Here is a 23,783-nt window from a genome sequence, read left to right as displayed (position 1 = left end):
GTCGGACACCTCACCCACAGATCCGGCCGTCGAGGCGCCGTATGCTCGATGGATGTCATTCCCGCGCAGCCGCCGAATCGCCGTGCTCGCGTACGACGGCGTCCGGTTGTTGGACGTCGCGGCACCGCTGGAGGTCTTCAGCACCGCAGGGGCGTATGAGGTCGTGCTCTGCTCCCCCGGCGGCGCGACCGTCACCGCCTCGACCGGGACCGTGCTGCCCGTGGGCGCCGACGCCTTCGCCGTCCACGCGGACACCGTCGTCGTGCCCGGCTCGCTGACCCTCCCCGACGGGCCCGTGCCCGACGGCCTGGTCGCCGCCGCCGCCCTGCTGGCCGCCTCGGCGAGCCGCGTCACGTCCGTGTGCACAGGCGCGTTCGTGCTCGCCGAGGCCGGACTGCTGGACGGCCGCCGGGCCACGACGCACTGGCGGCACGCGGTGGCATTGAGCCGCCGCTACCCGCGCGTCACGGTCGAGCCGGACTCGATCTACGTCCGCGACGGCCACCTGCTGACCTCGGCCGGTGTCAGCGCCGGCATCGACCTCGCCCTCGCGCTGGTCGAGGACGACCTCGGCCCGCAGGCCGCCCGCGAGGTGGCTCGCGACCTGGTGGTTTTCATGCAGCGGGCCGGCGGGCAGTCGCAGTTCTCGGTGCCAGCGCGGATGCCGCGCCCACGCCACGACGCCCTGCGTGCCGCACTCGACGCGGTCGCGGCCGACCCGGCGACTGACCATTCGGCGGTGGCGCTCAGCGGGCGGGTCGGCCTGAGCTCCCGTCAGCTGAGCCGGCTGTTCCGGGCGCAGCTCGACACCACGCCGTCGGCGTACGTCGAACAGGTGCGACTGGAGGTGGCGCGTGGCCTGCTGGAAGCTGGGGAGTCGGTGACCGGCGCGGCCCGCCGTTCGGGCCTGGGAAGCGACGAGACGCTGCGCCGGGTCTTCCTTCGGCACCTCGGCGTTCCACCGTCGACGTACGTGGCCCGGTTCCGCAGCACCCGGTGATTCAGTCGGGTCATGAGGAGGTCGGGGACCCGCAAATTGCCTGACGCCCAGTCGAAGACGGCGAACTCCCTGTTCGCCGTCGAGGCGGCCTTCCCGCCGGCCCCGCGCACCGCCCAGAATCGCCAAGATCTGATTACCTGTCAGAGATTGCTGGAGCCAGGGCCGGAGCATGAGCCGGCCCCCTTCCGGAGGAAGACGGGAAGGGGGCCGGGCGCATGGTCACGCAGCAGCAGGGAGCCTGTCCGGACCAGTGACCCCGCTCTCGACAGCCGAACTCCGCCCCTCGTACAGGTCACCGGTCGGGTCGTTGTAGGCGCCGCGATCGAGGATTCCCTCCCGGGCCGACACCAGCAACGGCACCACGACCTGCCCCGCCACGTTCGTCGCCGTCCTCATCATGTCCAGGATCGGGTCGATCGCCAGCAGCAGGCCCACGCCCTCCAGCGGCAGACCGAGCGTGGAGAGGGTCAGCGTCAGCATCACGATCGCGCCCGTGAGGCCGGCCGTCGCAGCGGAGCCGATCACCGAGACGAACGCGATCAGCAGGTAGTCGCCGACGCCCAGGTGGATGCCGTAGACCTGCGCGACGAAGATCGCGGCGATCGACGGGTAGATCGCGGCGCAGCCGTCCATCTTCGTGGTCGCGCCGAACGGGACGGCGAACGAGGCGTACTCGCTCGGGACGCCCAGGCGTTCGGTGACCCGGCGGGTGACCGGCAGGGTGCCGACCGAGGAGCGGGAGACGAAGGCCAACTGGATGGCCGGCCAGGCGCCCTGGAAGAAGCGCAGCGGGTTGAGGCCACCGACGAAGCGCAGCAGCAACGAGTAGACGACGAGAAGCACCAGCGCGCAGCCGACGTAGATGTCGAGCGTGAACGTGGCGAGCGGGCGCAGCAGGTCCCAGCCGTACTCGGCGACGGACTTGCCGATCAGGCCGAGTGTGCCGAGCGGGGCGAGCCGGATCACCCACCAGAGCGCGGTCTGCACGAGCTCCAGCAGTGACTCGCTCAACTTCAGTACCGGCGCGGCCTTTTCGCCGGCCTTCAGGATCGCGGCGCCGGCCACGACCGCGAGGAAGACGATCTGCAGCACGTTCACCTTGAGGAACGCGTCGGCGATGTTGGTCGGGATGATGCCGGTCAGGAAGTCGACCCAGGAGCCGGCGTCGGCCGGGGCCTTGAGGCCGCTGGTGGCGAAGTGGGTGCCGTGGCCCGGGTCGGTGGCCAGGCCGATCGCCAGCCCGATGGAGACCGCGATGAGGCTGGTGATGCCGAACCAGAGCAGGGTCCGCACGGCCAGCCGGGCGGCGTTGGTGACGTTGCGCAGGTTGGCGATCGAGACCACGATCGCGGTGAAGACCAGCGGCGGGACGGCCAGCTTGAGCAGCTGGACGAAGGTCTTGCCGACCGTGTCCAGCGTGGTGGTCAGCCAGGAGACGTCGTTCTGGCGGGCGACGAAGCCCAACACGACGCCGAGCACCAGGCCGGCGACGATCTGCACCCAGAACGGGGTGCGGCGCAGGCGGGCCAGGCCCGACGGCGCGGGGGCGGGGGTGGCAGTGGACATGGGGGTGCGGCTCCGGGGCAGGACGGGGGAAAGCGCGGGCAACGGCAGGGGCGGGCGGCGCACGGGAGGTGTCCGGGCCGGATCAGCCGGGCAGCCGATCAGCCGGACGGTTCGTAGCGAGGGGTACGCCGCCTAGCTACAGCTCGGAAAGCGACACGAGCGGCCTGCACCCGGCAGGCACGGCGACAGCGGCAGCGCGCACGGCATGAGCGCGTCGCTCATGTCCTGCTGCCGGAGTGCGCCTGGGATGGTCATGGGCGACACACTAACAGTAAATATTTGAGATGTTCAAAGTACTTCTTTGATATGCGAGCAGGGCGGCATGTGCGAGGCCGCCACACCAAGCGCCGGTCCGATCAACGGGCAGTCAGATTGACGGCCCATGGTTATACGAATAACTTGAGGAGCCATCCGCCACCACCAACGCCCGGGAGACCCCCGTGGGCTACCTCGCCCTGCTCCGTGCCCCGGACGTGACCCGACTGCTGCTCGGCACCCTGCTCGGCCGCCTCCCGGCCGGCATGACCGCGCTCGTCGTCGCGCTCGCGCTGCGCGAGGCGGGCGCGCCGTACAGCAGGATCGGGCTGGCCACGGCCGCCTACGCGATCTCGGCGGCGATCGGCGGCCCGGTGCTCGGGCGGCTCGTCGACCGCACCGGGCAGCCCAAGGTGCTGCTCAGCTCCGCCGTGGTCGCCGGGCTCGGCTACGCGCTACTGGCGCTCGCCCCCGGCAACCCGGCGGCCGCGATCGGCGGCGCCGCGCTGGCCGGCCTGTGCATGCCGCCGCTCGAACCCTGCCTGCGCGCACTCTGGCCCGAGGTGGTCGCCGAGGAGCAGCTCGACACCGCCTACGCCTTCGACTCCGCCTCCCAGCAGATCCTCTACGTGGCAGGCCCATTGGCGGTGGCCGGCATCGCCGCGGTCGCCAGCCCGGTCGCCGCGCTGTGGGCCGCCGCCGGCCTCGGCCTGGCCGGCGCCCTGGTGGTCGCCACCGCCGGACCGGCCCGCCGCTGGCAGGCGCCGCCCCGCGAGCACGGCGCCGGACTGCTCGGCCCGCTGCGCTCCCCCGGCCTGGTCCTGCTGTTGATCGGCCTGGCCGGCGCGGGGTGGACGGTCGGCGCGCAGAACGTCCTCTTCATCGCCTACGCCGAGCGCCACCCGCACCAACTGCCGGGCGGCGCCGGGCTGCTGCTCGCCCTGGCGGCCCTGGCCGGGCTGCTCGGCGCGCTCGGCTACGGCGCCATGCGCTGGCGCAGCGACACCGCGACCCGGACCTGGGCGCTGGCCCTGGCGATGGGCGCCTGCTACCTGCCGCTGCTCCTGCTGCCCGGCCCCGGACCGATGGCGGCGCTCGCCTTCGTCTCCGGCCTCGGCCTGGCCCCGCTGCTCGCGGCGGCCTTCGTGCTGGTCGCCGAGCTGGCCCCGACCGGGACGGTCACCGAGGCCTTCGCCTGGCTGATCACCCTCTTCGCCACCGGCAACGCGCTCGGCTACGCGGTCTCCGGCTCGCTGGTGTCCGGCTCGCTCGCGGCGGTGGCCTGGTGCGCGGTCGGCGGGATCAGCCTCGGCGGGGTACTGCTCTTCGTCGCCCGGCGGCAACTGCGGCCGGTGGCTCCGGCGGTGGCAGCGACGGGAGCGCGGCCGGCGCTGGCCGGCTGACGGCTGCGGCCCGTACGCAGGCACGCAGGCACGCAGGCACGCACGCACGCTGACGGTCACTCAGGATCCTGGTGGGGAGTCCTGGGACCATCGCAACGCGGCCGGCGATCACTACACCGCCACCAGTCGGACCTGCTCGCCACAGAGCTTGACCTTGTCGTCCAGGTCAGAGGTCAGCATGACCACCGGCCGCTGCTGCCGCAGCGCCAACTCGGCTACCACCGCGTCGATCGCGTACTTGTGCCCGTGCAGGCCGGCAGCGATCAGCAGTGCGGAGGCGGCCCGAGCCTCTTCGTCGCCGACATGGACGATCCGCACCCCGGACAGCAGCCGGCGGAGCCGGGCCTGGTCCGTGCGCCCGTGGACGGCCTCGATGATGGTCAGTGCGCTGATCACCACCTCCATACCGCGTTTGCGGGCTTCGGCGACCAGCGCGACGGTCGGCTCGTGGTCGTGGACCAGCTTCGACAGCCCCTCGGAGTCGAGCACCAACGTGCCCTGCTGGCTCAGCTTGCGGCGGGCCATCCGCCCTCCTCGGCGAAGACCTCGTCGAACACCTGCTGGGCGCGCGCCTGTTCCGGCGGGGAGACCGGGCCCTTGCGGCGCTCGTAGTCGGCGAGGTACTCGTCCAGGAGCTGCCCGCGCAGCTCCCGCTCCACCGCCGAGGCGATGAAGGCGGAGAACTCACGCTTCCCGACCCGGGTTCGGATCGCCTCGGCGGTGCCCTAGGGCAGCGAGAGGCTCACCCGCGTCGCGGGACCCTCGCCGATGCTGTAGGGAGTCTCGGTCATGGGGCCAGATTATCAAACGAGTAGGAAGCCCACTGGGCTCCCACGCCACAAACCCGTTGCCCGCGACCTCGCGCCCTGCCAAGCTCCCCGCCATGCCCACCTTCAGCGCGCCCGACGGCACCGTCCTCGCCTACCACCTCCATGGCGAGGGAGCCCCGCTGGTCTGCCTGCCCGGCGGTCCGATGCGGGACCCCGGATACCTGGGCGACCTCGGCGGCCTCGCCGCGCACCGGCAGCTGATCGTGCTGCACCTGCGGGGCACCGGCGACTCCGCGGTGCCCGAGGACGCGGAGTCGTACCGCTGCGACCGCCTGGTCGGCGACGTCGAGGCGCTGCGCGAGCACCTGGGCCTGGAGCGGATCGACCTGCTCGGCCACTCCGCCGGCGCCAACCTCGCGGTGCGGTACGCCGAGCGGCACCCGGGGCGGATCGGCCGGCTCGCGCTGATCACCCCGAGCACCCGGGCCGTCGGCATCCCGGTGACCGGCGAGACCAGGCGCACGGCGGCGTTGCTGCGCAAGGACGAGCCGTGGTTCGCGGCGGCCTACGCCGGCTTCGAGGCGATCGAGGCCGGGGCGGACACGGACGCCAGTTGGCTGGCCATCGCCCCGTTCCACTACGGCCGTTGGGACGCGGCGGTGCAGGCATTCGACGCGTCCGGGGAGGAGCAGCAGAACGACGACGCCGCCGACCGCTTCCTGGCGGACGGCGCGTTCGACCCGGACGCCACCCGCGCCGCGCTCGCCGTCCTCCCGGCGCCGGTGCTGCTGGTGGCCGGCGAGCTGGACTGGAGCACCACGCCGGCCCACGCGAGAGAGTTCGCCGCCCTGTTCCCGAACGCCCGGCTCGCCGTGCAGCCGGGTGCGGGGCACTTCCCGTGGCTGGACGACGCCGGGTGGCTCACGACGGCGGTCGCGACGTTCCTGGGGCGGTAGCTCAGGCCGGCGCCGTCGAGGACCTGACGATCAGTGAGGTCGCCAGCGGCGCCACCGGCTGCGCCGCGCGGCCGTCCAGCCGGGCCACCAGCGCCGCGACGCCGACCTCGCCCAGGTGTTCGCCGGGCAGGTCGACGGTGGTCAGCGGCGGGGTGAGCAGGGCGGCGACGGAGACGTTGTCGATGCCGACCACCGAGAGGTCGTGCGGGATCCGCAGGCCCAGGTCGGCGGCGGCCTGGTAGACGCCGGAGGCGACCACGTCGTCGTCGCAGAGCACGGCGTGCGGGCGGTCGGGGCGGCTGAGCAGCTCGGTGGCGGCGGCCCGGGCGGCGGATTCGCCGCGGTTGAGCGGCACGCCGAGCTCCAGCACGGCCAGGCCCTGGGCGGCGGCCTCGAAGGCGGCCTGGCGGACCCGGAAGGTGTGCGCGCTGTGGGTGGAGCGGAGCCGGCCCAGGCGGCGGTGGCCGAGGGCGAGCAGGTGGCCGACGGCGGCCGCCATGCCGCCCGCGAGGTCCAACTCGACGGTGGGGGCGCCGCCGGCCGCGGCCGGGTCGGCGTCCAGGAAGACCGCCGGGGTGCCCGCGGGCAGCTCGCCGAGCTGGCTGTCGTCCGGGGAGCAGATCAGCAGCCCGTCGAAACGGCTGGTGGTGGCGGCCTCGGCGAGGGTGGTGGCGCTCCAGCCGGAGCTGACCACGACGTCGAGACCGTGCCGGGCGGCCTCCTCGTGCACGCCGGCCAGCACCCGGCCGAAGAACGGGCCTTGCAGGTTGGGGACGGCGAGCAGCACCAGGCCGCTGCGGCCCAGCCGCAGCTGGCGGCCGGCCGCCTGCGGGCGGTAGCCGAGCCCGCGGGCCGCGTCCAGCACCCGCTGGCGGGTGGCGGCGGAGACCCGGTGGCCGGCCTCGGCGCCGGAGAAGACCAGCGAGACGGTCGCCTGCGAGACGCCGGCCAGCTGGGCCACGTCGCGGCCGGTGGGGCGCCGGGTCGGGGTACCGGGCCCGGGGTGCCCGGACTCGGCGGGCGTCGGCACGGCGGTCAGGACTGCTGGGACGCGCCGGCCTCGGCGCCGGCCTCGGCACTGGCCTCGGCAGCGGCACCAGCGCCGGCCGCGGCGCCCGTCGACGCGGCGCGCGCGGCGTCGACGGCCGCGTCCTCCTCGGCGTTCTGCGCGGCGATCCGCTGGCCGGTGCGCGAGCGGATGGTGTTGACCTTGTTCACGACCTGCTCGGACATCTCGTCGCGCTGCTTGCTCAGCACCACGTAGCTGATCGGCGCCGAGATCAGGCCGGCCAGCAGCACCAGGAAGACGAGGCCGGTGGCGCCCACCACCGGGATGATCTGGAAATGGCCCAGCAGCGTGGTGACCAGCAGGCAGGCGAGGAAGATGCTGGCCCGCAGGGACGTGTATCGAAGCGTGGCGTGCGACTTGCTGCTGCTCACGGGTGGATTCCTCCGGGACGGGCGGTACGGCGGGTGGGGCAGTCTCCCAGTGAAGCATGCCGAACCGGGCGCCCGGCGCCCGGCCGTCCGGCGCTACGCCTGCGGACGCAGATCGCGCCAGAAGGTGATGTCGTCCCGCTCGTCCCCCGGCGCCACCCGGATCGCGCCCGGCACCCGGCCGACCTCGGTGTACCCGCAGCGCCCGTAGAACTTCTCCAGGCCCATCCCGCCGCGCGCCGTGAGCCGCAGCCCGGCCAGGCCCCAGTCGCGGCCGATCCGCTCCGCCTCGGCCATCAACTCGACGCCGTAGCCGCGCCCCTGCAGCGAGGGCGCCACCATGACCCGCTTCAGCAACCGCCAGTGGTCCATCAGGTCGAAGCGCATCGACTCGAAGAAGAGCACCCCGGCGAGCACGTCCCCGGACCTGGCTATCAGCAGCCGGTCGGCGCCCGGGTCGCCCTCCTTGCCGATGCCGGCGAACTGCTTGCGCGCCGTCGGCCAGACCCGGTCCTCGGTCGCCGGCGGGACGAAGCCCACCGCACCGCCCGCGTTGGTGGCGTCGGTCCAGAGCGTGACGATCTCCGCGCGCAGCTCGGGCGTCAGTTCGGGGTCGAGGGCGAAGTGCAAGGTCATGCTCATCGATGCTACTGGGCGGGTGCGACAGCCGGCCCGACCCCTGCCCCGGCCCGCCCCGGTCGGCCGCGCAGCGCCAGGCAGAGCAGCACCGCCAGCGCGCACAGCCCGCCCGCGCCGTACCAGGCCAGGTCGTAGTTGCCGTACCGGTCGCGCAGCACCCCGGCCGCCGTGGCGGCGATCGAACCGCCGATCTGGTGGCACGCCAGCACCCAGCCGAAGACGATCGGCGCGTCCTCGCCGAAGTGCCGCCGGCAGAGCGCGACGGTGGGCGGCACGGTGGCCACCCAGTCCAGGCCGTAGAAGACCACGAACGCCAGGAACGGCGGCTTCACCGACCCCGCGAAGAGCTGCGGCAGCAGCACCAGCGACAGGCCGCGCAGCGCGTAGTAGACGACCAGCAGGCGGCGCGAGTCGACCCGGTCGGTCAGCCAGCCGCTGGCCACGGTGCCGAACACGTCGAAGACGCCGATCAGCGCGAGCAGGCTCGCCGCCGTGGTCTCCGGCATCCCGTGGTCGTGCGCGGCGGGGATGAAGTGAGTGCCGACCAGGCCCACCGTGGTGGCCCCGCAGATCGCGAACGAGCCTGCCAGCAGCCAGAACTGACGCACCTTCAGGCAGTGCCGCAGCACCCGCAGGGTGCGCGACAGGGCCCGCCCACCGGCCGCGGCCGGCACCACCTCGCCGGGCCGCGCGCCGTACGGCAGCAATCCCAGGTCGGCGGGCCGCTCGCGCATCAGCAGCAGCACCGGGACGGCGACGGCGGTGGCGCAGAGCGAGACCACCATGACGGCCATCTTCCAACCCTCGTGCTGCACCAGCCAGGAGAGCACCGGCAGGAAGATCAGGTTGCCGGTCGCCCCGCCCGCCGTCAGCACGCCGAGCACCAGGCCCTGCCGGGCGTGGAACCAGCGCCCGCTGATCGTGGTGGCGAAGGCGCCGGCCATGCTGCCGCTGCCCAGGCCCACCAGGAACCCCCAGCAGAGGACCAACTGCCAGGCCTGGGTCATCAGCACGGTCAGCCCGGAGCCGACCGAGATGGTGAGCAGCGCGCAGACCGCCACCAGGCGCACCCCGAAGCGGTCCATCAGCGCGGCGGCGAACGGGGCGGTCAGGCCGTAGAGGGTGAGGTTGACCGAGACGGCGATCCCGATGGTGGCGTGCGACCAGCCGAACTGGCTGTTCCAGGCGTCCATCATCAGGCCGGGCGCGGAGCGGAAGCCGGCCGAGCCGACCAGCACCAGCAGCGAGACGGCGGCCACGATCCAGGCGTAGTGCAGGCCGGCGGCGGGACGGCGGCCGGTCGGGCGCCGGCCGGGGCCGTCGGGCTGGTCCAGGCGGTCGGGGCGGTCGGCGGCGGAAGGGGTCAGCTCGGTGGTCACCCGACCGAGTCTCGCGAGCGCCCGGCGGCACGACGAGTGGCCCGACTGCCAGCTTCCGTCAAAATCGGGCCATCGGCCGGGTGGTGCAGCCAGAATGGGGCGCATGACGACGGCACCACACCGCGTGGCGGTCCTGGCCCTGGACCGCGTGATCGCCTTCGAACTCGGCATACCCTCCCGCATCTTCGAGTCCGCGACAGCCGCGGACGGCAGCCCGCTCTACCAGGTCGCCACCTGCACGGTGGACGGCCGCCCGGTGGCCACCAGCAGCGACTTCACGATCAGCGTCGACCACGGTCCCGAACTCCTGGAGCAGGCCGACACGGTACTGATCCCGGCCGCCCGCGACCTCGGACCGAGCTTCCTGTGCGGCGGGTTGGACGAGCCGCTGGCCGCCGCGCTGGCCCGGATCCGCCCCGGCGCCAGGATCGCCTCGATCTGCACCGGCGCCTTCGTGCTGGCCGCCGCCGGGCTGCTGGACGGGCGCCCGGCCACCACCCACTGGCGCTACACCGAGCGCTTCGCCCAGCTCTTCCCACGGGTGCGGCTGGACCCCGACGTGCTCTACGTGGACGACGGCGATGTGCTCACCTCCGGCGGGGTGGCCGCCGGGGTGGACCTCTGCCTGCACATGGTGCGCCGCGACCACGGCAGCGCGGTGGCCAACCAGGTGGCCCGCACCTGCCTGGTACCGCCGTGGCGCGACGGCGGGCAGCGGCAGTACGTCGACCTGCCCACCCCGAGCGGCAACACCGGCGACAGCACGGCGGCGGTGCGCGACTGGGCGCTGCGGCACCTGGACGAACCGCTGACGTTGCGTCAACTCGCCGAGCGGGCCCGGATGAGCGTGCGCACCTTCACCCGGCGGTTCCGCGAGGAGACCGGGAGCAGCCCGGGACAGTGGCTGACCGTGCAGCGCACCGCGCTGGCCCGCGAGTTGCTGGAGCGCACCGAACTGAGCATCGACCAGGTGGCCCGGCGGTCCGGCTTCGGCACGGCGGCCTCGTTGCGACTGCAGCTGCGCGAGCGGCTGGACCTGGCGCCGAGCGCCTACCGGCGGACCTTCCGCACACCGGCCGGCTGAGCGGCGCCGGCACGAAGCTCGGTGGAGGGTTCGCCGCAAAGCACGGCGGCCGCGCCGGGCGTTCCTGACCCGGGCGGCCACCGGTACGGGCCCTGACCCGCACGCGGCGCTCCGCACTCGCCAAGGCTGCGGCGACCGACCCGGCCCGAAAGCCCGATCCCCCAAGCCACCTGGTCCTTGGCGTCCCCTCGCGACGGAGAGCTGACCCAAGAGTGATCAGCTGGATACGACACGTCAATGGCTTGTCCGAAATTCGGAATGGTTGCGCTCCGTTTCGGCCGGGGCAACGGCACAATCCGGCCGTCAGGCCGTCAGGTCCCCGACGTCAGGCCGCCGGCGTCAGGCCGTCAACGCCCCGGAGGCGTGCCCCGACTGGACCGACTCTCCGCAGCCCGCCCCGTCCCGGTCGATCTCGCACCAGACCAACTTGCCCGAGCCCTGCGGATACCAGCCCCAGCGCGCGCAGAGCAGCTCGACCAGCTCCAGGCCCCGCCCGTTGGTGGCCGCCGCGCTCGCGTGCCGGGGCGCGGGCGCGGTGCAGCAGGCGTCGGCCACCTCCACCCGCAGCGGCGCCGTGTCCGGCGGCCAGCAGAGCCGCAGCACGGCGGGCCGCCCGGTGTGCACCACCGCGTTGGTCACCAGCTCGGAGACCACCAGCACCAGCGCCTCGGCGAACGACGCGTCCGGGGCCGCCCCGAAGGCGAGCACCTGCGCGCGGACCCATCGGCGGGCCCGGCCGACCTCGACGGGGTCGGGCGCCACCGCCAGCTGTACCTGAAGCACCTGCACCGCTCCACCACCTGCTGCCTGACGAGCTACCGGTAGGACTGTCCTCGACGTCGGTCGGTGTGTGCACCGGCGTGACGAACCTACCGCTCCGGCCCCGGTGACCAGCGGCGGCCACGCGGCGAAACCACCCGTGCGACATATGTCCAGCCGCCCTCGAACACGCCCCACAGCTCTTCGGATAAAAGGCCCTCGGAGCCGCCGGGCCCGCTATACCGTGGAGTCATGACCGCACCGGACTGGGACCAGCAGATGCGGTCGCGGTTGGCCCGTGGCGAGGAGAGCGCCCTCGGCGAGCTCTACGACCAGCTCGCGCCGTTGGTGCACGGCCTGTCCTGGCGGATCCTGGGCGACGAGGCGGCCGCGGCACAGCTCACCCGCGAGGTCTTCGGCCATCTCTGGGAGCACCCGGAGGACTTCGACCCCGAGCTGCGCTCGCTGCGCTCCTGGGTCGGCGAACTCACCCGTCGGCACGCCGTGGAGCGGCTGCGCCGAGCCGACCTGGGCGAGGCCGAGATCGACGACCGGACCGCCGACGCCCAGGTGCAGTACGTGGTGGCCGCGTTGCCGCTGCCGCTGCGCGAGACCCTGGAGACCACCTGGCTGGACGGCCGGACCTACCAGGAGACCGCCCGGCGCCTGGGCATCAGCGAGCAGGCGACCAAGCAGCGCCTGCGCCTGGGCCTGCAGCTGCTGGCCTCGGCACTGGACTCCGGGTCATGATGGCGGGTCATGATGGCGGCAGCTGTGCGGCTGCGGCAGGGGCCGCGGCGATGACGGGAGTTCAGCTCGTGCGGACGGAGCAGGAACACGAGGTGCTGCGCGGCCTGCTCGGCGCCTGGGCGCTGCAGGCCTGCCTGCCCGAGGAGGGTGCCGAGCTGGAGCGGCACCTGGCCGACTGCCCGGACTGCGCCGAGGAGGGCGAACGGCTGCGCCGGGCCGCCGCCCGGCTGCGCGCCGACGACCCGCTGGACCAGCCGGACGGGCTGCGCCAGCAGGTGCTCGACTTCTGCCTGACCCGCCGCGCGGCCGACCGCCCGCTCGCCCCGTGGGCCGCCCCGTACGCGGCGGAGACCGCCAAGCTGGACGCGCTGCTGCGCGACCTGGGCCCGGCCGAGTGGCAGGAGGTGGCCGAACTGCCCTGGCACGGCGGGGTGCTCAGACGCCGCCCGGCCGAGGTGCTCTGCCATCTGGCCGCGGTGGACGGGCTGCTCGCCCAGGCGCTCGGCCTGCCCGATCCGGTGCCGGACGGTGCGCCGCGGGTGCCCGCGCAGGGCGGCGACCGCGCGGAGCCGGCCGATCCGTTCCGCGAACTGCTGGACCGCACCGATCGGCTGACCCGGGCCCAGGCCGGCGCCACCCCGGCGGCGGTGCGCGCGCTCTGGCGGGCGCAGACCCAGGCGGTGCTGCGCGAGATCGGCCCTGCCGCCGCCGAGGCGCTGGTGGACTACGGCTTCGCCCGGTTCGCGGTCCGCGACGCCTTCATCGACCGGGCCTTCGAGACCTGGATCCACGGCGATGACGTGGCCCGCGCGGTCGACTACCCGTACGCCGTCCCGGCCCCGCCGCACCTGCGGCAGATGGTCGACCTGGCCGCCCGGATGCTGCCCGGCGCCCTGGCCGGCCGGCGGCGGCACGCCTACACGGGCCCGGCCCCGAGCGCGGGCGCGGCCCGCACGCTGCGGCTGGTGATCGAGGGCCCGGCCAACGGCGAGTGGCTGATCCCGCTGGACGGCCCGCCGCCGACCGGCACCGTGCGGGCCGACGAAGCGACGGCCGACGAAGGGACGCGCGACGAAGCAATGCGCGACCCGGTCGCCGAACTGGTGATCGACGGCGTGGAATTCTGCCAACTCGCGGCCGCGCACCGGGACCCGGCGCACCTGCCGGTCGGCGAGTACGGCGACCGGGAGGCGATCCGCGAACTGCTGGCGGCGGTACCGCTGCTGTCGCGCCCCTGACCCTGGACAGGGCCTACGCGAAGACGACCGTCCGCGTCCCGTCCAGCAGCACCCGGTGCTCGCTGTGCCACTTCACCGCGCGGGCCAGCGCCTGGCACTCCACGTCCCGGCCGATGGCGACCAGTTGGTCCGGCGTCACGTCGTGCCGCACCCGGGCCACCTCCTGCTCGATGATCGGCCCCTCGTCCAGGTCGGCGGTCACGTAGTGGGCGGTCGCACCGATCAGCTTCACGCCCCGCACGTGCGCCTGGTGGTACGGCTTGGCGCCCTTGAAGCTCGGCAGGAAGGAGTGGTGGATGTTGATCACGCGGCCGGAGAGCGCCTTGCACAGGTCGTCCGAGAGCACCTGCATGTAGCGGGCCAGCACCACCAGCTCGACGCCCTCGGCCTCGACCAGGTCGAGCAGTTGCCGCTCGGCCTGCGCCTTGGTCTCCCGGGTGACCGGCAGGTGCACGAAGCGGACGCCGTAGGAGGCGGTCAGCTCCTCGAAGTCGGTGTGGTTGGAGACCACCGCGACGATCTCCACCGGCAGCGCGCCGATCGAGGTGCGGAACAGCAGGTCGTTCAGGCAGTGCCCGAACTTGCTGACCATCAGCACCACCCGCATCTTCGCCTCGGCCGGGTGGATCTCCCACTCCATCCCGAACGAGGCGCCGATCGCCACGAAGCTGGCCCGCAGGCCCTCCAGGCTCACCGGCTTCTCGGCCGCGAAGTGCACCCGCATGAAGAAGAGCCCGCTGTCGGGGTCCCGGTCGCCGAACTGCTGGCTGTCGATGATGTTGCAGCCGGTCATGAAGAGGTAGCTGGAGACCGCGTGGACGATCCCCTGCCGGTCCGGGCAGGAGATGGTCAGCACGTACTGGATCGGCTCGGTCGCGGTCTGCTGCTCCACCACTTGGTCCTTCGGGGTCGCCCGGCTGTGAGACCGCCCGGGACTCGGGGGGCGGTCCGAATCCGTCAAGGGTGGCACAGCCGGGTGCCGGTCAGCCGATCCGGGTGAGGATCCTCAGCACTTCGAGCGAACGAGGCGGCAGCTGCGGGTCCTCGCCGTCGTTGAGCGCCAGCAGTTCGTGCGCGGCCCAGGCCGCCGCGACCGCGTCCGGCCAGTCAGGATGCCCGAGATAGGCGGCCGCCGGGGCGTCCGCCCCGACCTCGTGCAGGATCCGCAGCACGCGCAGCACGGCGGCGTCCACCAGGGCCGCCTCGGCGGCGTCCCGCACGACGGTGCCCACGTACTTCTCGGCCGACCAGCGGTCCAGCCAGCTGTCCTCGACCAGGCGGTAGACGGCGTCGGTCACATCTCCGTAGCCCGGTCGACCGCCCGCCCAGTAGTCCTGCTGGAACGTGGGGTCGGCGAGCATGTGCAGGGCTGAGCGCAACCGGGCGCGCCAGCGCCACCAGGGCAGATCGTTGAGCGGCATGCCGCCCATGGTGCTCGAGCGGCGCCCCGGACGAGAAGGGTTTCGTGGAGAGCTGTTCGAAGATTCTGTGCTGACCGCCATGGGCAACGATCGTACGTTCCCGTCCGAACGGGATCTACACGCGTTCACAAATCGTGTTCATCTCACGTTTGCCGACTGTACGGATTTCCGCCCTCTGGCCGTGTGAACCCCCATCAAAGCTGTTGGCGTACCCGTCGACGGCAAGGGGAGAGCCACGATGACTCGAACACCTGGGCCGCGGCCCGGCCGGACCACGCGCGGTCGCGCGGTGGGGCTGGCCGCCACCGCGGCGCTGCTCCCCGCGCTGCTCGCCACCTCGGGCTGCGGCGGTTCGGCCGCCGCCGGCACCGACCAGGCCGAACTGACCGTGATGACCTGGGCACCGGCCAACACCGGGTCGACCGACCGGCCCGGGATGACCACGCTGGCCACCGCGATCGGCGACACCGTCAACGCCCAGGGCGGGGTGGCCGGGCACCGGCTCAAGGTGCTGACCTGCAACGAGCACAACACCGCCGACGGTGCCACCGCCTGCGCCGCCCAGGCCGTGGCGGCCGGCGCGGTCGCGGTGATCGGCTCCTACAGCCAGTACGGCGAAGCCTTCATGCCGCAGCTGTCGGCCAAGGGCATCCCGTACATCGGCGGCTACGGCCTCTCCAGCCCCGAGTTCACCAGCCCGATCTCCTACCCCGTGGCCGGCGGCACCCCCGCGCTGATCGCCGGCAGCGGGCGGCAGTTGGTCGCGGCCGGCTGCCGGACGGTGGCCCTGATCCGGCCCGACACCCCGGTCGGCGACACCCTGGTCGGCGCGCTGGCCGCCGCGCTGGCCCCGGACAACGTCAAGCTGACCGACGTCCCGGCCAGGGAGACCTCCTCCGACTTCACCGCCCAGGCCCAGCAGGCGATCGGCGCCGACCGGCCCGGCAACTGCGTCACCGCCGCGCTCAGCCCGGTCCCCACCGTCAACCTGCTGGACGCGCTGCGCCGCCAGCCGCGCCAGAACACCCGGCTCGCCTCGGTGATCGGCAGCTTCCAGCAGTCCGTGGTGGACTCCACCGGCGGCGACAGCGGCCCGCTGGCCGACGCCTACGCGACCGGCTGGTACCCGCCGGAGGTGTCCAAGGTCTGGGACCCGCTGCGCGCGGTGGTGAACGGCCGGGCCGCCGCCGGGCTGGCCAGCATCGACGTCTCCGACCCCGGGGTGGAGACCACCTGGGTCGCCTACCAGGTCTTCCTCCAGTCCGTGCAGCGGCTGGGCGACCAGCCGGTGACCGCGACGGCGCTGCGCGGCGAACTGGACGGCGGCACGCCGATCAACACCGGCGGCGCCACCCCGCCGCTCAGCTGGGGGCTGACCAGCATGCTCGCCAGCGCCGACACACCGCGGCTGGTGAACACCTCGGTCACCTTCCAGCAGGTGAAGAACGGACGGCTGGCCGAGCCGCAGCCGGGCTTCGTGGACGTGCGCTGGGTGCTGACCGGCGGCAAGCCGCCGGCCGGCCCCGGGACGCCCACACCGCTGCCGTCCTGACCTGACCCCGGCCTCGCACCCTGACGGCCTGACGGCCTGACACCCTGACGCCCTGGCGGCCCGGCCGGTCAGAGTGGCGGGGCCGCCGGGGCCGGGCCGAGCGTGGTGGTGCCCGGCGCGGCCTGGTGGCCCAGGCCGCTGCGGTAGACGTCCAGCGCGGCCTCCAGACGCCCGGTGCGGCGTAGCAGGTCGCCCAGCAGGCGGCACAGGTCGGCCAGGTCGGCCGTCGCGCCCGCGCCCTGCAGCAGTTCCAGCGCCGCCCGGTAGTGCGCCTCCGCCGCACCCGGCTCGCCGCGCTCCTCGGCGAGCCGGCCCAGCAGGCGGTGCGCGGCGCCGCCGTGCACCGCGCCGCGCCCCGGGTGCAGCGAGTCGAGCAGGTCGGCCAGCAGCGCCACCGCCTCGTCCGGCCGCCCTGCGCGGCGCAGCACGTCGGCCAGTTCGACGTCGATCTGCTGGAGGTAGAGGGTGGTCCGCCCCTGTACCAGCAGCTCGCGGGCGGTGCGCAGTTCGCGCTCGGCGGCGGCCAACTCGCCGTCCTGGGCCCGCAGGTAGCCGCGCATCCAGTGGCAGTGCGCGAGTTCGGTGCGGATCCGCAGCTGCTGGTAGAGCTCCTGGGCCTTGGCCAGCGAGGCCTCGGCCTCGGCCGCCCGGCCCTCGGCGAGCAGGGTGCGGGCCACGCCCCGGTGCAGCCGGGCCACCAGCGCCGGGTCGTCGACGCGCGGGGCCAGCGCCAGGGCGAGTTCGGCGGCCTGCGCGGCCCGGCGGTGGGCGCCCAGGTCCATGTACGGGGCGATCACCGCGGAGTAGAGCAGCAGCAGCGCCTGCGGGTCGGCCAGGCCGCCGGTGTTGAGCTGGTCGATCGCGCTCTCCAGCAGGTAGCACGAGTACCGCAGGTCGCCCGCGAGCAGGTGGGCCACCGCCCGGCCGCGCAGGGCCGGCACCCGCTGCGGCAGCGGGGCGTCCCGGAGCAGCTCCTCGACCGCCTGGAAGTGCTCGATGGCCTGGTCGAGTTCGCCGGTGTCCAGGGCGCAGTCGCCGCGGCCGAGCAGCGCCGCCGCGTGCTGCTCGGCCAGGCCGTGCCGCTCGGCCTCGGCGGCCAGCGCGGCGAAGCGGACGGCGGCCTCGGCCGGCTCGCCGGCGCAGAGCAGTTGGCGTGCCTCGGCCAGGCGCAGGCCGAGCTCGGCGGCCAGGTGCGGCGGGCGCCCGGTGACGAGCTGCTCGACGCTGACCCCGAGCCGGTCCGCGAGGTGGCGCAGCGCGGTCTCGGACGGGCGGACCTTGCCCGCCTCCAGGGTGGAGATGTACGCGGCGGTGTAGTCGGGCTCCGCCAGGGCGCGCTGGGTCAGGCCCCGCTCGGTGCGCAGCCGCAGCACCCGGGGGCCGATGCCGGCGCGGTCGGTCGGCTCGTCGTTCATGGTCGTCACGCTCGCACAGGGTATTGCGGGGCGGGTCTGGCGGCACTAGCTTAACCGCCAATGTAAGTGGATGTGTAAACACACTTACATCAAGGCTTAACAGCGCGCTCCCCCACTCGCCCGACCGGAACGGAACCCCCATGCGCATACGCCAGGCCCTCATCAGCGGTGCCACCACGCTCGCCGCCGCCCTCAGCCTGCTGGCCGCCGCCCCCACGGCCCAGGCCGCCGCCGCCCCCAGCCCCGCCCCGCTCGGTCCGCCGCTGGTCAGCGGCAGCGGCCCGGTCTGCTGGTTCGGCGCCTGCTACGACTACGTGTCCGGTCGCCAGGTCACCGACACCGCCGGGGCGACCGTGCGGATGCTCCAGGCCGCGCCCGCGATCAAGCCCGGGGACACCGACTCGCACTCGCTGCAGGAACTGGCGCTGCAGTCCGGCGACCAGAAGTCCACCGTGGAGATCGGCTGGACCGTGGACTTCGGGCTGAACGGCGACGTGCTGCCGCACCTGTTCGTCTACCACTGGGTGGACGGCGCGACCAGCTGCTACAACGGCTGCGGCTTCGTCCAGGTCTCCCGGACCGCCAAGGCGGGCATGGCGCTGCGGCCGGGCACACCCGCCCGGTTCAGCATCCAGAACGTGGGCGGCGACTGGTGGGTCTTCTACAACGAGAAGGCGGTCGGCTACTTCCCCGGCTCGCTCTGGAACGGGACCTACACCCGGGCGCAGATGGTCACCGCGTTCGGCGAGGTGGCGCACGCCAGTGGCAGCACCTGCGAGCAGATGGGCGACGGCCGCTTCCCCGCCTCGCACGGCTCGGGCTGGATCTCCGACTTCCACCTGCTCGGCGCCACCGACCGCGCCAAGCTCACGGTCACCGCGACCAGCCCGGCCCTGTACGCGGCGGGCCAGGTCACGCCGACCTCGTTCCACCTCGGCGGCCCGGGCACCGGCCCCTGCTGACGGCTACGAGCGCTACAGCTGCGCCGGGCTGAGCGAGGACAGCCCGGCCTGCTGGGCGATGGCGTTCCAGGTGCCGGAGGCCTGCCCCTTGGCGGTGGTGGCGGCGCCGCTGGCCTGGTCACCGCTCTGCAGGTTGGGGTCCTGGCCGACCTTGGTCGGGTCGCAGCTCTGGGCGAAGTCGCCCGCCCAGGCCGCGTACGCGTCGTCCGCGTTGGCCGAGGCCTGCCAGGCCTGGTTGAGCTGGTCGACCAGCTGCTGGCCGGTGGGCAGCTTGTCCACCTTGAGGGCGGCCAGGCTGGTCATCAGCTGCTTGCGCTGGGTCGAGGCCTGGGTCAGCGCGGTCTGGGCGGCGGCCGGGTTGTCGCACTTCTTGACCGCGCCGACCGCGCCGATCACCGCCTGCCGGCTGGCGTTGGCCGTGCCGAGCAGGCTGGACAGCGCCTGGGCCTGGGCCTGCGCCTGCGGGCTCAGCGCGCTGTTGCCGTTCGTGGCGCCGCTCGGGGTGCCGGTCGGGCTCTCGGTGCCCTTGGCCGCCGTGTGCTTGGCCTTCGGCTTGGTCGTGTCGGAACCGCCACCGCTGGCCAGCACGCCGACCAGGATGCCGCCGACCACGCAGGCGGCCACCACGCCGCCGACCACGGCCTTGCGGGAGAACCGGCCGCCCGGCTCGGCCGGACCGCCGCCGGCCCGGCCGAGCCGGGTGGTCTGCTCGTTGGGGGCCGGGTAGGCCGGGGTGTGCGGATACTGCGGGTTCTGCGCAGAGGTGGTGAAGTTCTGCTGCCCACCGAAGCTCTGCTGGTCGCCGTAGCCCTGCTGGCCACCGAACGACTGCTGCTGCCCGCCGAACGACTGCTGGCCACCGAAGCTCTGCCCCGCGGCCGGCTCGCTGGTCGGGTACGGCGGCAGGTACTGCGTCTCACCGGCCGGCTCGGGCGCCGGCTGGGCGCCGTACCCGGTCGGCTGCTCGCCCCAGGGCGCCCCGGGCGCGAGGTACTCGGGCTCGCCGGGGCGGGACTGCGGCCCGGCCTGCTGCGGCGGCTGCGGTTGCTGCTGCTGCGGCGGCACCGGCGGCTGCTGCGCCTGTGTGGGGGCGGCCGGCTCCGGGCGGAACAGATCGTCCAGATTGAAGTCACCGGAGTTGGGGTACGAGCGGCGCTGGCTCAACGCGAATCCTCACCTGTGCACGGCCATGAGCGCACCGGTACGGTCAGCGGCGGCCGGGCGGTCCGTCTGATGGCGAACCGCCCGCACTGTCTGTCCGGTGTGAGCACCCGGGCCTTCCTCGGTTCTGCCGCGCGCTCGGCTGACGGCGGACCACACTTCTACTGGAGTTCCATCGGAACGTCCCGCCCACGCTACCGGTTCACCGCTACGGGTGACCACGCGGGCGGGCGTTACCTTCGCGACTCCTGCCGCATTCGCCTCCCATCCGGTGCGGAGCCGTCAAAATTCACTCACGCCGCCTCCACTTCGGCCCGCTGCTGGAACTCGCGCACCACCCGGTGGTCCCGGTACGGCTCCAGCCGCCGCCGGAAGTCGTCCAGGTACTCCACGCCCCGGTTGGAGCGCAGCCCGTTCAGCAGCCGCATCGCCTGGGCCCCGGTCTCGCAGGCCCGTTCGATGTCGCGCTGCTGCAACTGCGCGGTGGCCAGCAGCACCAGGTCCACCGCACGGCGCCGCACCCGGGTGACCGGGTGCAGGTCGAGGGCGATCCTGGCCTGCCGCTCGGCCTGCTTGGACAGCTCCAGGTCCCGGTAGCAGTGCGCCAACTCGTCGGCCAGGTAGGCCTCGTCGAAGTGCGCGATCCAGTCCGGGTCGTCCTCGGGATTGCGCCGCTCCATCGCCGCGACCGCCTTGGCCGCCACCAACTCGCAGGAGCGGACGTCACCCAGCAGCGCGTGCCCGCGCGCCTCGGCCGCGTAGAACATCGCCATCGCGGTCGGGGTGGCCACCGCGCGGGCGCCCTCCTGTGCGGCCCGGGCGAGTTGGGCGATCTCCCGGGGGTTGCCCAGGGTGGCCGCCAGGTGGCTCATCGAAGCCGCCAGCACGTAGCCGCCGTAGCCGCGGTCGTCGGCGGCCTGGGCCAGGCGCAGCGCCTGGATGTAGTACCGCTGGGCCAGCCCGGGCTGCCCGGTGTCCACCGCCATGTAGCCGGCCAGCTCCGTCAACCGGGCCACCGCGGCGAACAACTGACGCCCGGTCTCCTCCCGGTAGCCGCCGCTGAGCAGCCCGGAGACCACGCTGTTCAGGTAGTGGACCACCACCGGGCGGACGTGCCCGCTGCCGAACCGGTGGTCCAGATCGACCAGCATCTCGGTGGTGGCCCGGATCGCCGAGACGTCCGCCGGGCCCACCCGCGGGCCGCCGGTGCGGGCGACCACCGGGTCCGGCGGGGTGATCAGCCAGTCCCGGCTGGGCTCGACCAGCGCGGAGGCCGCCACCGAGGCGCCGTTGAGGAAGTCGCGGCGGCTGACGTCGCTGCGCCAGAGCTCGCAGACCTGCTCCAGGGCACCGCTCAGGGTGGCGGCGAACTGCAGGCCGACCCCCGAGGTGAGGTTCTTGCCGTCGGCCATGCCGATCTCGTCCACGGTCACCCCGCGGCCGAGCTTGCGGCCCAGCGCCTCGGCGATCACCGCCGGTGCCTGGCCGCGCGGTTGCTGGCCGCGCAGCCAGCGGGCGACCGAGGTCTTGTCATACCGCAGATCGAGCCCGTGTTCGGCACCGCAGAGGTTGACCCGGCGGGCGAGACCCGCGTTGGAGCAGCTCGCCTCCTGGATCAGCGACTGCAGACGCTCGTTGGGCTGTCGTGCGACGAGTTGTCTCGCGGCCATGGGCTTCGCCTCCCCAGCGCCCCCGGGTTCTGGCCGGCGGGCGTCGACTCTGCTGCTCTGGTGCCGACGTGCCGGACGGGCTCCCCGAGGGGTGTCCGATGGCGCAGCCGACTACCCGGCCAGTGAAGGAACTTGAGGCCAGGTTAGCGATCAACGACACCATCGGGATACCCATGCGGACGACCGGATCAGCGTGCGCGCCCTGCTAAATGCTCCTGTGCGCCCCCGTTGCGCCCACCCGGTCGACGGGGGGCGAACGCCATGGCAACGCCGCCCCAACGCCTGCGGAGCGCCAGGTTCCGCGCCAGGGCGCGCCACCTCACCAGACGCATACGCCGCCCACCGCGGCGGCAGCCGGCCCCGCGCCGCCTCTCACCGGTTCGGGTGACATTGCCCGCTCCCGACGACCGACCCCGCGCCACCCCGTAACCCGCTCCACACGGGGCAGTTGTGCTGCATGTGGAAGAGACCCCAGGAGCCCCTGAACAGGGCAGTGACGGAAAGCCGATCTCCCCGCTCTTGATCGAGGCGGTCAGGTACGCGGAGGAGCGGCACTGGGAGATCGTGCCCGGCACCCGCCTGATCGAGGAGGACGGGCCGGCCCGCTGCTCGTGCGGCCTGCCGAACTGCCCGCTGCCGGGGGCGCATCCCACCACCCAGGACTGGCAGCGGCGGGCCAGCGCGGGCCCCGGCGTGGTGCGCCGCTGGTGGACGGAGCAGCCGCAGTCCTCGATCCTGCTGCCGACCGGGCGCTCCTTCGACGCGCTGGACGTCCCCGAGGTGGCCGGCTGCCTGGCGCTGGCCCGGATGGAGCGGTTGCAGCTGCAGCTCGGCCCGGTCGTCTCGGTGCCGGCCGTGGCCGGGCAGCGCGGACGCCGGCTGCTCTTCCTGGTGCTGCCCGGGGCGGTGGCCAAGCTGCCGGAGATGCTCCGCAAACTCGGCTGGGGGCCGGGGCGGCTGGATCTGGCGGTCCACGGCGAGGGCGACTGGATCGTCGCGCCGCCCTCCCGGATCGGGCCGTACAGCTTCGCGCAGTGGGCCAGGCCGCCGTCCGCGCTCAACCGCTGGCTGCCGGACGCCGGCGAGCTGATCAACCCGCTGGCCTACGCCTGCGGCCGGGACGCGCCGGCCGCCCGGGTGGTCCCGCCGCCCAAGGCGCGACCTCAGGCGGCGCCGGTGCGGTCGCGCTGACGCGACGTCAACCACCAGGGCGGGTCCGGACATCGGGCCCGCTCTCCGGCATGCCGCCTACCCGGTGATCAACGGGCCAAGCCGCTCGGACGAGTGACAGGGCCACGGGATTGGCACCGGCCACCCCGGGGATGAATGAGGCAGGCACCGAGAGCACAAACCACAACGAAAGGGACAGCTGGCAGAGAGACACCGGGACCGGGGGCACAGGAACCGGGGGAGCCGGAGGGGACGCCGGGACGGGGAAGCCGGGCGTGGCACGGAGGGGATCGGGGGGGATCAGGGGGATCAGGGTGGGGACCGCGCAGGGCCCGGCACGTGGGGACGTGCCGGGCCCTGCGTCACACGTACGCTGCCGCCGCGAGTCCGGTCAGACGAGTCCGGTCAGACGTGCGCGACGAAGACGTGCGCCGCGATCTCCTTGCCGAGCTCGGCGGCGTCCACACCGCTGCCGACCAGCACGCCCCCGACGGTCGACGAGACCTGGATGGTCGCGCCGGGGCGGACCCCGGCCCGGCGCAGGGTGCGCATCATGTCCTCGTCGGTCTGGATCGGCTCGCCGATCCGTCTGACCACCACGCTGGCGCCCTCGCCCACCGGGCGCAGCGCGTCGAGCGTGACCAGGGCCGCGTCGAAGCCCTCGCCCTCGGCCTTGGTGTCGCCCAGCTCGTCCAGCCCGGGGATCGGGTTGCCGTAGGGCGACTGGGTCGGGTGGCCGAGCATGGTGAGCACCTTGCGCTCGACCGTCTCGCTCATCACGTGCTCCCAGCGGCAGGCCTCCTCGTGCACCTGCTCCCACTCCAGGCCGATCACGTCGACCAGCAGGCACTCGGCGATCCGGTGCTTGCGCATCACCCGCACCGCCAGCCGGCGCCCCTCCTCGGTGAGCTCCAGGTGACGGTCGCCGGCCACCCGCAGCAGGCCGTCACGCTCCATCCGGCCGACCGTCTGGCTGACCGTGGGTCCACTCTGCTCCAACCGCTCGGCGATCCGGGCACGCATCGGAATGATGCCCTCTTCCTCCAGCTCCAGAATGGTGCGGAGGTACATCTCAGTCGTATCGATAAGCCCAGACATCGCCGCCGGCTCCGTTCCTCGGTGTCCTCACCGCCAATTCTGACGTACCGAGGTGACAACCGAGCGCCCCCCGGAGGGCTTCCCGTCCGGTTTCGTCC

Annotated in this window: 23 protein-coding genes; 9 read left to right on the top strand and 14 right to left on the bottom strand. The window is 73.6% G+C overall.

Translation table 11 applies throughout. The annotated features are described in order from the left end of the window. Window positions 1-52: 52 nt before the first annotated feature. Window positions 53-1,000, top strand: coding sequence for a GlxA family transcriptional regulator (locus ABH937_RS12065; protein ID WP_370218192.1), 948 nt, complete (start codon window positions 53-55; stop codon window positions 998-1,000). 219 nt (window positions 1,001-1,219) lie between these two features. On the opposite strand, the gene ABH937_RS12060 is transcribed toward ABH937_RS12065, so the two are convergent. After that, window positions 1,220-2,566 (bottom strand): dicarboxylate/amino acid:cation symporter, encoded by a 1,347-nt coding sequence (locus tag ABH937_RS12060; protein ID WP_370218191.1) that lies wholly within the window; start codon window positions 2,564-2,566, stop codon window positions 1,220-1,222. A gap of 440 nt (window positions 2,567-3,006) precedes the next feature. Between ABH937_RS12060 and ABH937_RS12055 the strand changes: the two genes are divergently transcribed. Next, on the top strand, window positions 3,007-4,224 hold the full coding sequence (locus ABH937_RS12055) for an MFS transporter (RefSeq protein ID WP_370218190.1): 1,218 nt from the start codon (window positions 3,007-3,009) through the stop codon (window positions 4,222-4,224). Window positions 4,225-4,335: 111 nt separating this feature from the next. Here ABH937_RS12055 and ABH937_RS12050 read toward each other — a convergent pair whose 3' ends face one another. Together ABH937_RS12050 and ABH937_RS12045 are read right to left on the bottom strand one after the other, a co-directional pair. Beyond that, on the bottom strand, window positions 4,336-4,749 hold the full coding sequence (locus ABH937_RS12050; protein ID WP_280689709.1) for a PIN domain-containing protein: 414 nt from the start codon (window positions 4,747-4,749) through the stop codon (window positions 4,336-4,338). Continuing rightward, the gene (locus ABH937_RS12045) at window positions 4,731-4,934 is read right to left on the bottom strand and encodes a hypothetical protein (RefSeq protein ID WP_370218266.1); all 204 of its coding nucleotides are present in this window, start codon (window positions 4,932-4,934) and stop codon (window positions 4,731-4,733) included. Before ABH937_RS12045 ends, ABH937_RS12050 begins: the two co-directional genes overlap by 19 nt. Window positions 4,935-5,107: 173 nt before the next feature. Between ABH937_RS12045 and ABH937_RS12040 the strand changes: the two genes are divergently transcribed. Further along, the gene (locus ABH937_RS12040) at window positions 5,108-5,950 is read left to right on the top strand and encodes an alpha/beta fold hydrolase (protein ID WP_370218188.1); all 843 of its coding nucleotides are present in this window, start codon (window positions 5,108-5,110) and stop codon (window positions 5,948-5,950) included. A gap of 1 nt (window position 5,951) precedes the next feature. On the opposite strand, the gene ABH937_RS12035 is transcribed toward ABH937_RS12040, so the two are convergent. The 4 genes from ABH937_RS12035 to ABH937_RS12020 all read right to left on the bottom strand — a co-directional run bounded on the left by ABH937_RS12035 (window position 5,952) and on the right by ABH937_RS12020 (window position 9,405). Further along, on the bottom strand, window positions 5,952-6,980 hold the full coding sequence (locus tag ABH937_RS12035; protein ID WP_280689712.1) for a LacI family DNA-binding transcriptional regulator: 1,029 nt from the start codon (window positions 6,978-6,980) through the stop codon (window positions 5,952-5,954). Window positions 6,981-6,985: 5 nt separating this feature from the next. Continuing rightward, on the bottom strand, window positions 6,986-7,390 hold the full coding sequence (locus tag ABH937_RS12030) for a DUF4229 domain-containing protein (RefSeq protein ID WP_280689713.1): 405 nt from the start codon (window positions 7,388-7,390) through the stop codon (window positions 6,986-6,988). A 93-nt stretch (window positions 7,391-7,483) separates the two neighbouring features. Beyond that, window positions 7,484-8,023 (bottom strand): GNAT family N-acetyltransferase, encoded by a 540-nt coding sequence (locus ABH937_RS12025; protein WP_370218187.1) that lies wholly within the window; start codon window positions 8,021-8,023, stop codon window positions 7,484-7,486. Window positions 8,024-8,034: 11 nt separating this feature from the next. Next, entirely contained in the window at window positions 8,035-9,405 is a 1,371-nt protein-coding gene (locus ABH937_RS12020; RefSeq protein WP_370145494.1) for an MFS transporter, read from the bottom strand. A 103-nt stretch (window positions 9,406-9,508) separates the two neighbouring features. Here ABH937_RS12020 and ABH937_RS12015 point away from each other — a divergent pair, with 103 nt between their 5' ends. Next, window positions 9,509-10,489 carry a GlxA family transcriptional regulator gene (locus ABH937_RS12015; RefSeq protein ID WP_280689715.1) on the top strand — a complete coding sequence of 327 codons (981 nt, stop codon included), beginning with the start codon at window positions 9,509-9,511 and terminating at the stop codon, window positions 10,487-10,489. Window positions 10,490-10,828: 339 nt separating this feature from the next. On the opposite strand, the gene ABH937_RS12010 is transcribed toward ABH937_RS12015, so the two are convergent. Further along, window positions 10,829-11,278: an ATP-binding protein gene (locus ABH937_RS12010; protein WP_280689716.1), complete on the bottom strand. Its 450-nt coding sequence runs from the start codon at window positions 11,276-11,278 to the stop codon at window positions 10,829-10,831. Between the two features lie 222 nt (window positions 11,279-11,500). On the opposite strand from ABH937_RS12010, the gene ABH937_RS12005 reads away from it, so the two are divergent. Further along, on the top strand, window positions 11,501-11,998 hold the full coding sequence (locus tag ABH937_RS12005; RefSeq protein WP_370218185.1) for a sigma-70 family RNA polymerase sigma factor: 498 nt from the start codon (window positions 11,501-11,503) through the stop codon (window positions 11,996-11,998). A 68-nt stretch (window positions 11,999-12,066) separates the two neighbouring features. Continuing rightward, the gene (locus ABH937_RS12000) at window positions 12,067-13,236 is read left to right on the top strand and encodes a maleylpyruvate isomerase N-terminal domain-containing protein (RefSeq protein ID WP_370218184.1); all 1,170 of its coding nucleotides are present in this window, start codon (window positions 12,067-12,069) and stop codon (window positions 13,234-13,236) included. Between the two features lie 13 nt (window positions 13,237-13,249). Here ABH937_RS12000 and purU read toward each other — a convergent pair whose 3' ends face one another. After that, window positions 13,250-14,128 carry a formyltetrahydrofolate deformylase gene (gene purU, locus ABH937_RS11995; protein WP_280689719.1) on the bottom strand — a complete coding sequence of 293 codons (879 nt, stop codon included), beginning with the start codon at window positions 14,126-14,128 and terminating at the stop codon, window positions 13,250-13,252. Window positions 14,129-14,219: 91 nt separating this feature from the next. After that, entirely contained in the window at window positions 14,220-14,738 is a 519-nt protein-coding gene (locus tag ABH937_RS11990; protein WP_280689720.1) for a hypothetical protein, read from the bottom strand. 157 nt (window positions 14,739-14,895) lie between these two features. Here ABH937_RS11990 and ABH937_RS11985 point away from each other — a divergent pair, with 157 nt between their 5' ends. Next, window positions 14,896-16,209: an ABC transporter substrate-binding protein gene (locus ABH937_RS11985; RefSeq protein WP_280689721.1), complete on the top strand. Its 1,314-nt coding sequence runs from the start codon at window positions 14,896-14,898 to the stop codon at window positions 16,207-16,209. Window positions 16,210-16,277: 68 nt separating this feature from the next. Here ABH937_RS11985 and ABH937_RS11980 read toward each other — a convergent pair whose 3' ends face one another. Beyond that, window positions 16,278-17,624 carry a tetratricopeptide repeat protein gene (locus ABH937_RS11980; RefSeq protein ID WP_370218265.1) on the bottom strand — a complete coding sequence of 449 codons (1,347 nt, stop codon included), beginning with the start codon at window positions 17,622-17,624 and terminating at the stop codon, window positions 16,278-16,280. 140 nt (window positions 17,625-17,764) lie between these two features. Here ABH937_RS11980 and ABH937_RS11975 point away from each other — a divergent pair, with 140 nt between their 5' ends. After that, window positions 17,765-18,586 carry a neprosin family prolyl endopeptidase gene (locus tag ABH937_RS11975; RefSeq protein WP_370218183.1) on the top strand — a complete coding sequence of 274 codons (822 nt, stop codon included), beginning with the start codon at window positions 17,765-17,767 and terminating at the stop codon, window positions 18,584-18,586. A 12-nt stretch (window positions 18,587-18,598) separates the two neighbouring features. Here the strand turns inward: ABH937_RS11975 and ABH937_RS11970 are convergent, their stop codons facing one another. Beyond that, the gene (locus tag ABH937_RS11970) at window positions 18,599-19,750 is read right to left on the bottom strand and encodes a hypothetical protein (protein WP_370218182.1); all 1,152 of its coding nucleotides are present in this window, start codon (window positions 19,748-19,750) and stop codon (window positions 18,599-18,601) included. Window positions 19,751-20,040: 290 nt separating this feature from the next. Next, window positions 20,041-21,417, bottom strand: a complete 1,377-nt coding sequence (locus ABH937_RS11965) for a transcriptional regulator (protein WP_280689724.1) — start codon at window positions 21,415-21,417, stop codon at window positions 20,041-20,043. Window positions 21,418-21,867: 450 nt separating this feature from the next. Here ABH937_RS11965 and ABH937_RS11960 point away from each other — a divergent pair, with 450 nt between their 5' ends. Then, window positions 21,868-22,608, top strand: coding sequence for a bifunctional DNA primase/polymerase (locus ABH937_RS11960; RefSeq protein ID WP_370218181.1), 741 nt, complete (start codon window positions 21,868-21,870; stop codon window positions 22,606-22,608). A 384-nt stretch (window positions 22,609-22,992) separates the two neighbouring features. On the opposite strand, the gene ABH937_RS11955 is transcribed toward ABH937_RS11960, so the two are convergent. Continuing rightward, on the bottom strand, window positions 22,993-23,685 hold the full coding sequence (locus tag ABH937_RS11955; RefSeq protein WP_280689726.1) for a metal-dependent transcriptional regulator: 693 nt from the start codon (window positions 23,683-23,685) through the stop codon (window positions 22,993-22,995). Window positions 23,686-23,783 lie beyond the last annotated feature (98 nt).

The sequence above is a fragment of the Kitasatospora sp. GAS1066B genome, from assembly GCF_041262605.1.
In the GTDB taxonomy this organism is placed as follows: Bacteria; Actinomycetota; Actinomycetes; order Streptomycetales; family Streptomycetaceae; genus Kitasatospora.
The sequence above is the reverse complement of the archived record's forward strand: the minus strand, read 5'-3'. Positions and strand labels throughout refer to the sequence as shown.

Bases quoted from the DNA above. Each gene is read 5' to 3' on its own strand.
- ABH937_RS12065 (WP_370218192.1), top strand. From the start codon at position 53: ATGTCATTCCCGCGCAGCCGCCGAATCGCCGTGCTCGCGTACGACGGC.
- ABH937_RS12060 (WP_370218191.1), bottom strand. From the start codon at position 2,566: ATGTCCACTGCCACCCCCGCCCCCGCGCCGTCGGGCCTGGCCCGCCTG.
- ABH937_RS12050 (WP_280689709.1), bottom strand. From the start codon at position 4,749: ATGGCCCGCCGCAAGCTGAGCCAGCAGGGCACGTTGGTGCTCGACTCC.
- ABH937_RS12040 (WP_370218188.1), top strand. From the start codon at position 5,108: ATGCCCACCTTCAGCGCGCCCGACGGCACCGTCCTCGCCTACCACCTC.
- ABH937_RS12025 (WP_370218187.1), bottom strand. From the start codon at position 8,023: ATGACCTTGCACTTCGCCCTCGACCCCGAACTGACGCCCGAGCTGCGC.
- ABH937_RS12015 (WP_280689715.1), top strand. From the start codon at position 9,509: ATGACGACGGCACCACACCGCGTGGCGGTCCTGGCCCTGGACCGCGTG.
- ABH937_RS12005 (WP_370218185.1), top strand. From the start codon at position 11,501: ATGACCGCACCGGACTGGGACCAGCAGATGCGGTCGCGGTTGGCCCGT.
- ABH937_RS11990 (WP_280689720.1), bottom strand. From the start codon at position 14,738: ATGGCGGTCAGCACAGAATCTTCGAACAGCTCTCCACGAAACCCTTCT.
- ABH937_RS11985 (WP_280689721.1), top strand. From the start codon at position 14,896: ATGACTCGAACACCTGGGCCGCGGCCCGGCCGGACCACGCGCGGTCGC.
- ABH937_RS11980 (WP_370218265.1), bottom strand. From the start codon at position 17,624: ATGAACGACGAGCCGACCGACCGCGCCGGCATCGGCCCCCGGGTGCTG.
- ABH937_RS11975 (WP_370218183.1), top strand. From the start codon at position 17,765: ATGCGCATACGCCAGGCCCTCATCAGCGGTGCCACCACGCTCGCCGCC.
- ABH937_RS11965 (WP_280689724.1), bottom strand. From the start codon at position 21,417: ATGGCCGCGAGACAACTCGTCGCACGACAGCCCAACGAGCGTCTGCAG.
- ABH937_RS11955 (WP_280689726.1), bottom strand. From the start codon at position 23,685: ATGTCTGGGCTTATCGATACGACTGAGATGTACCTCCGCACCATTCTG.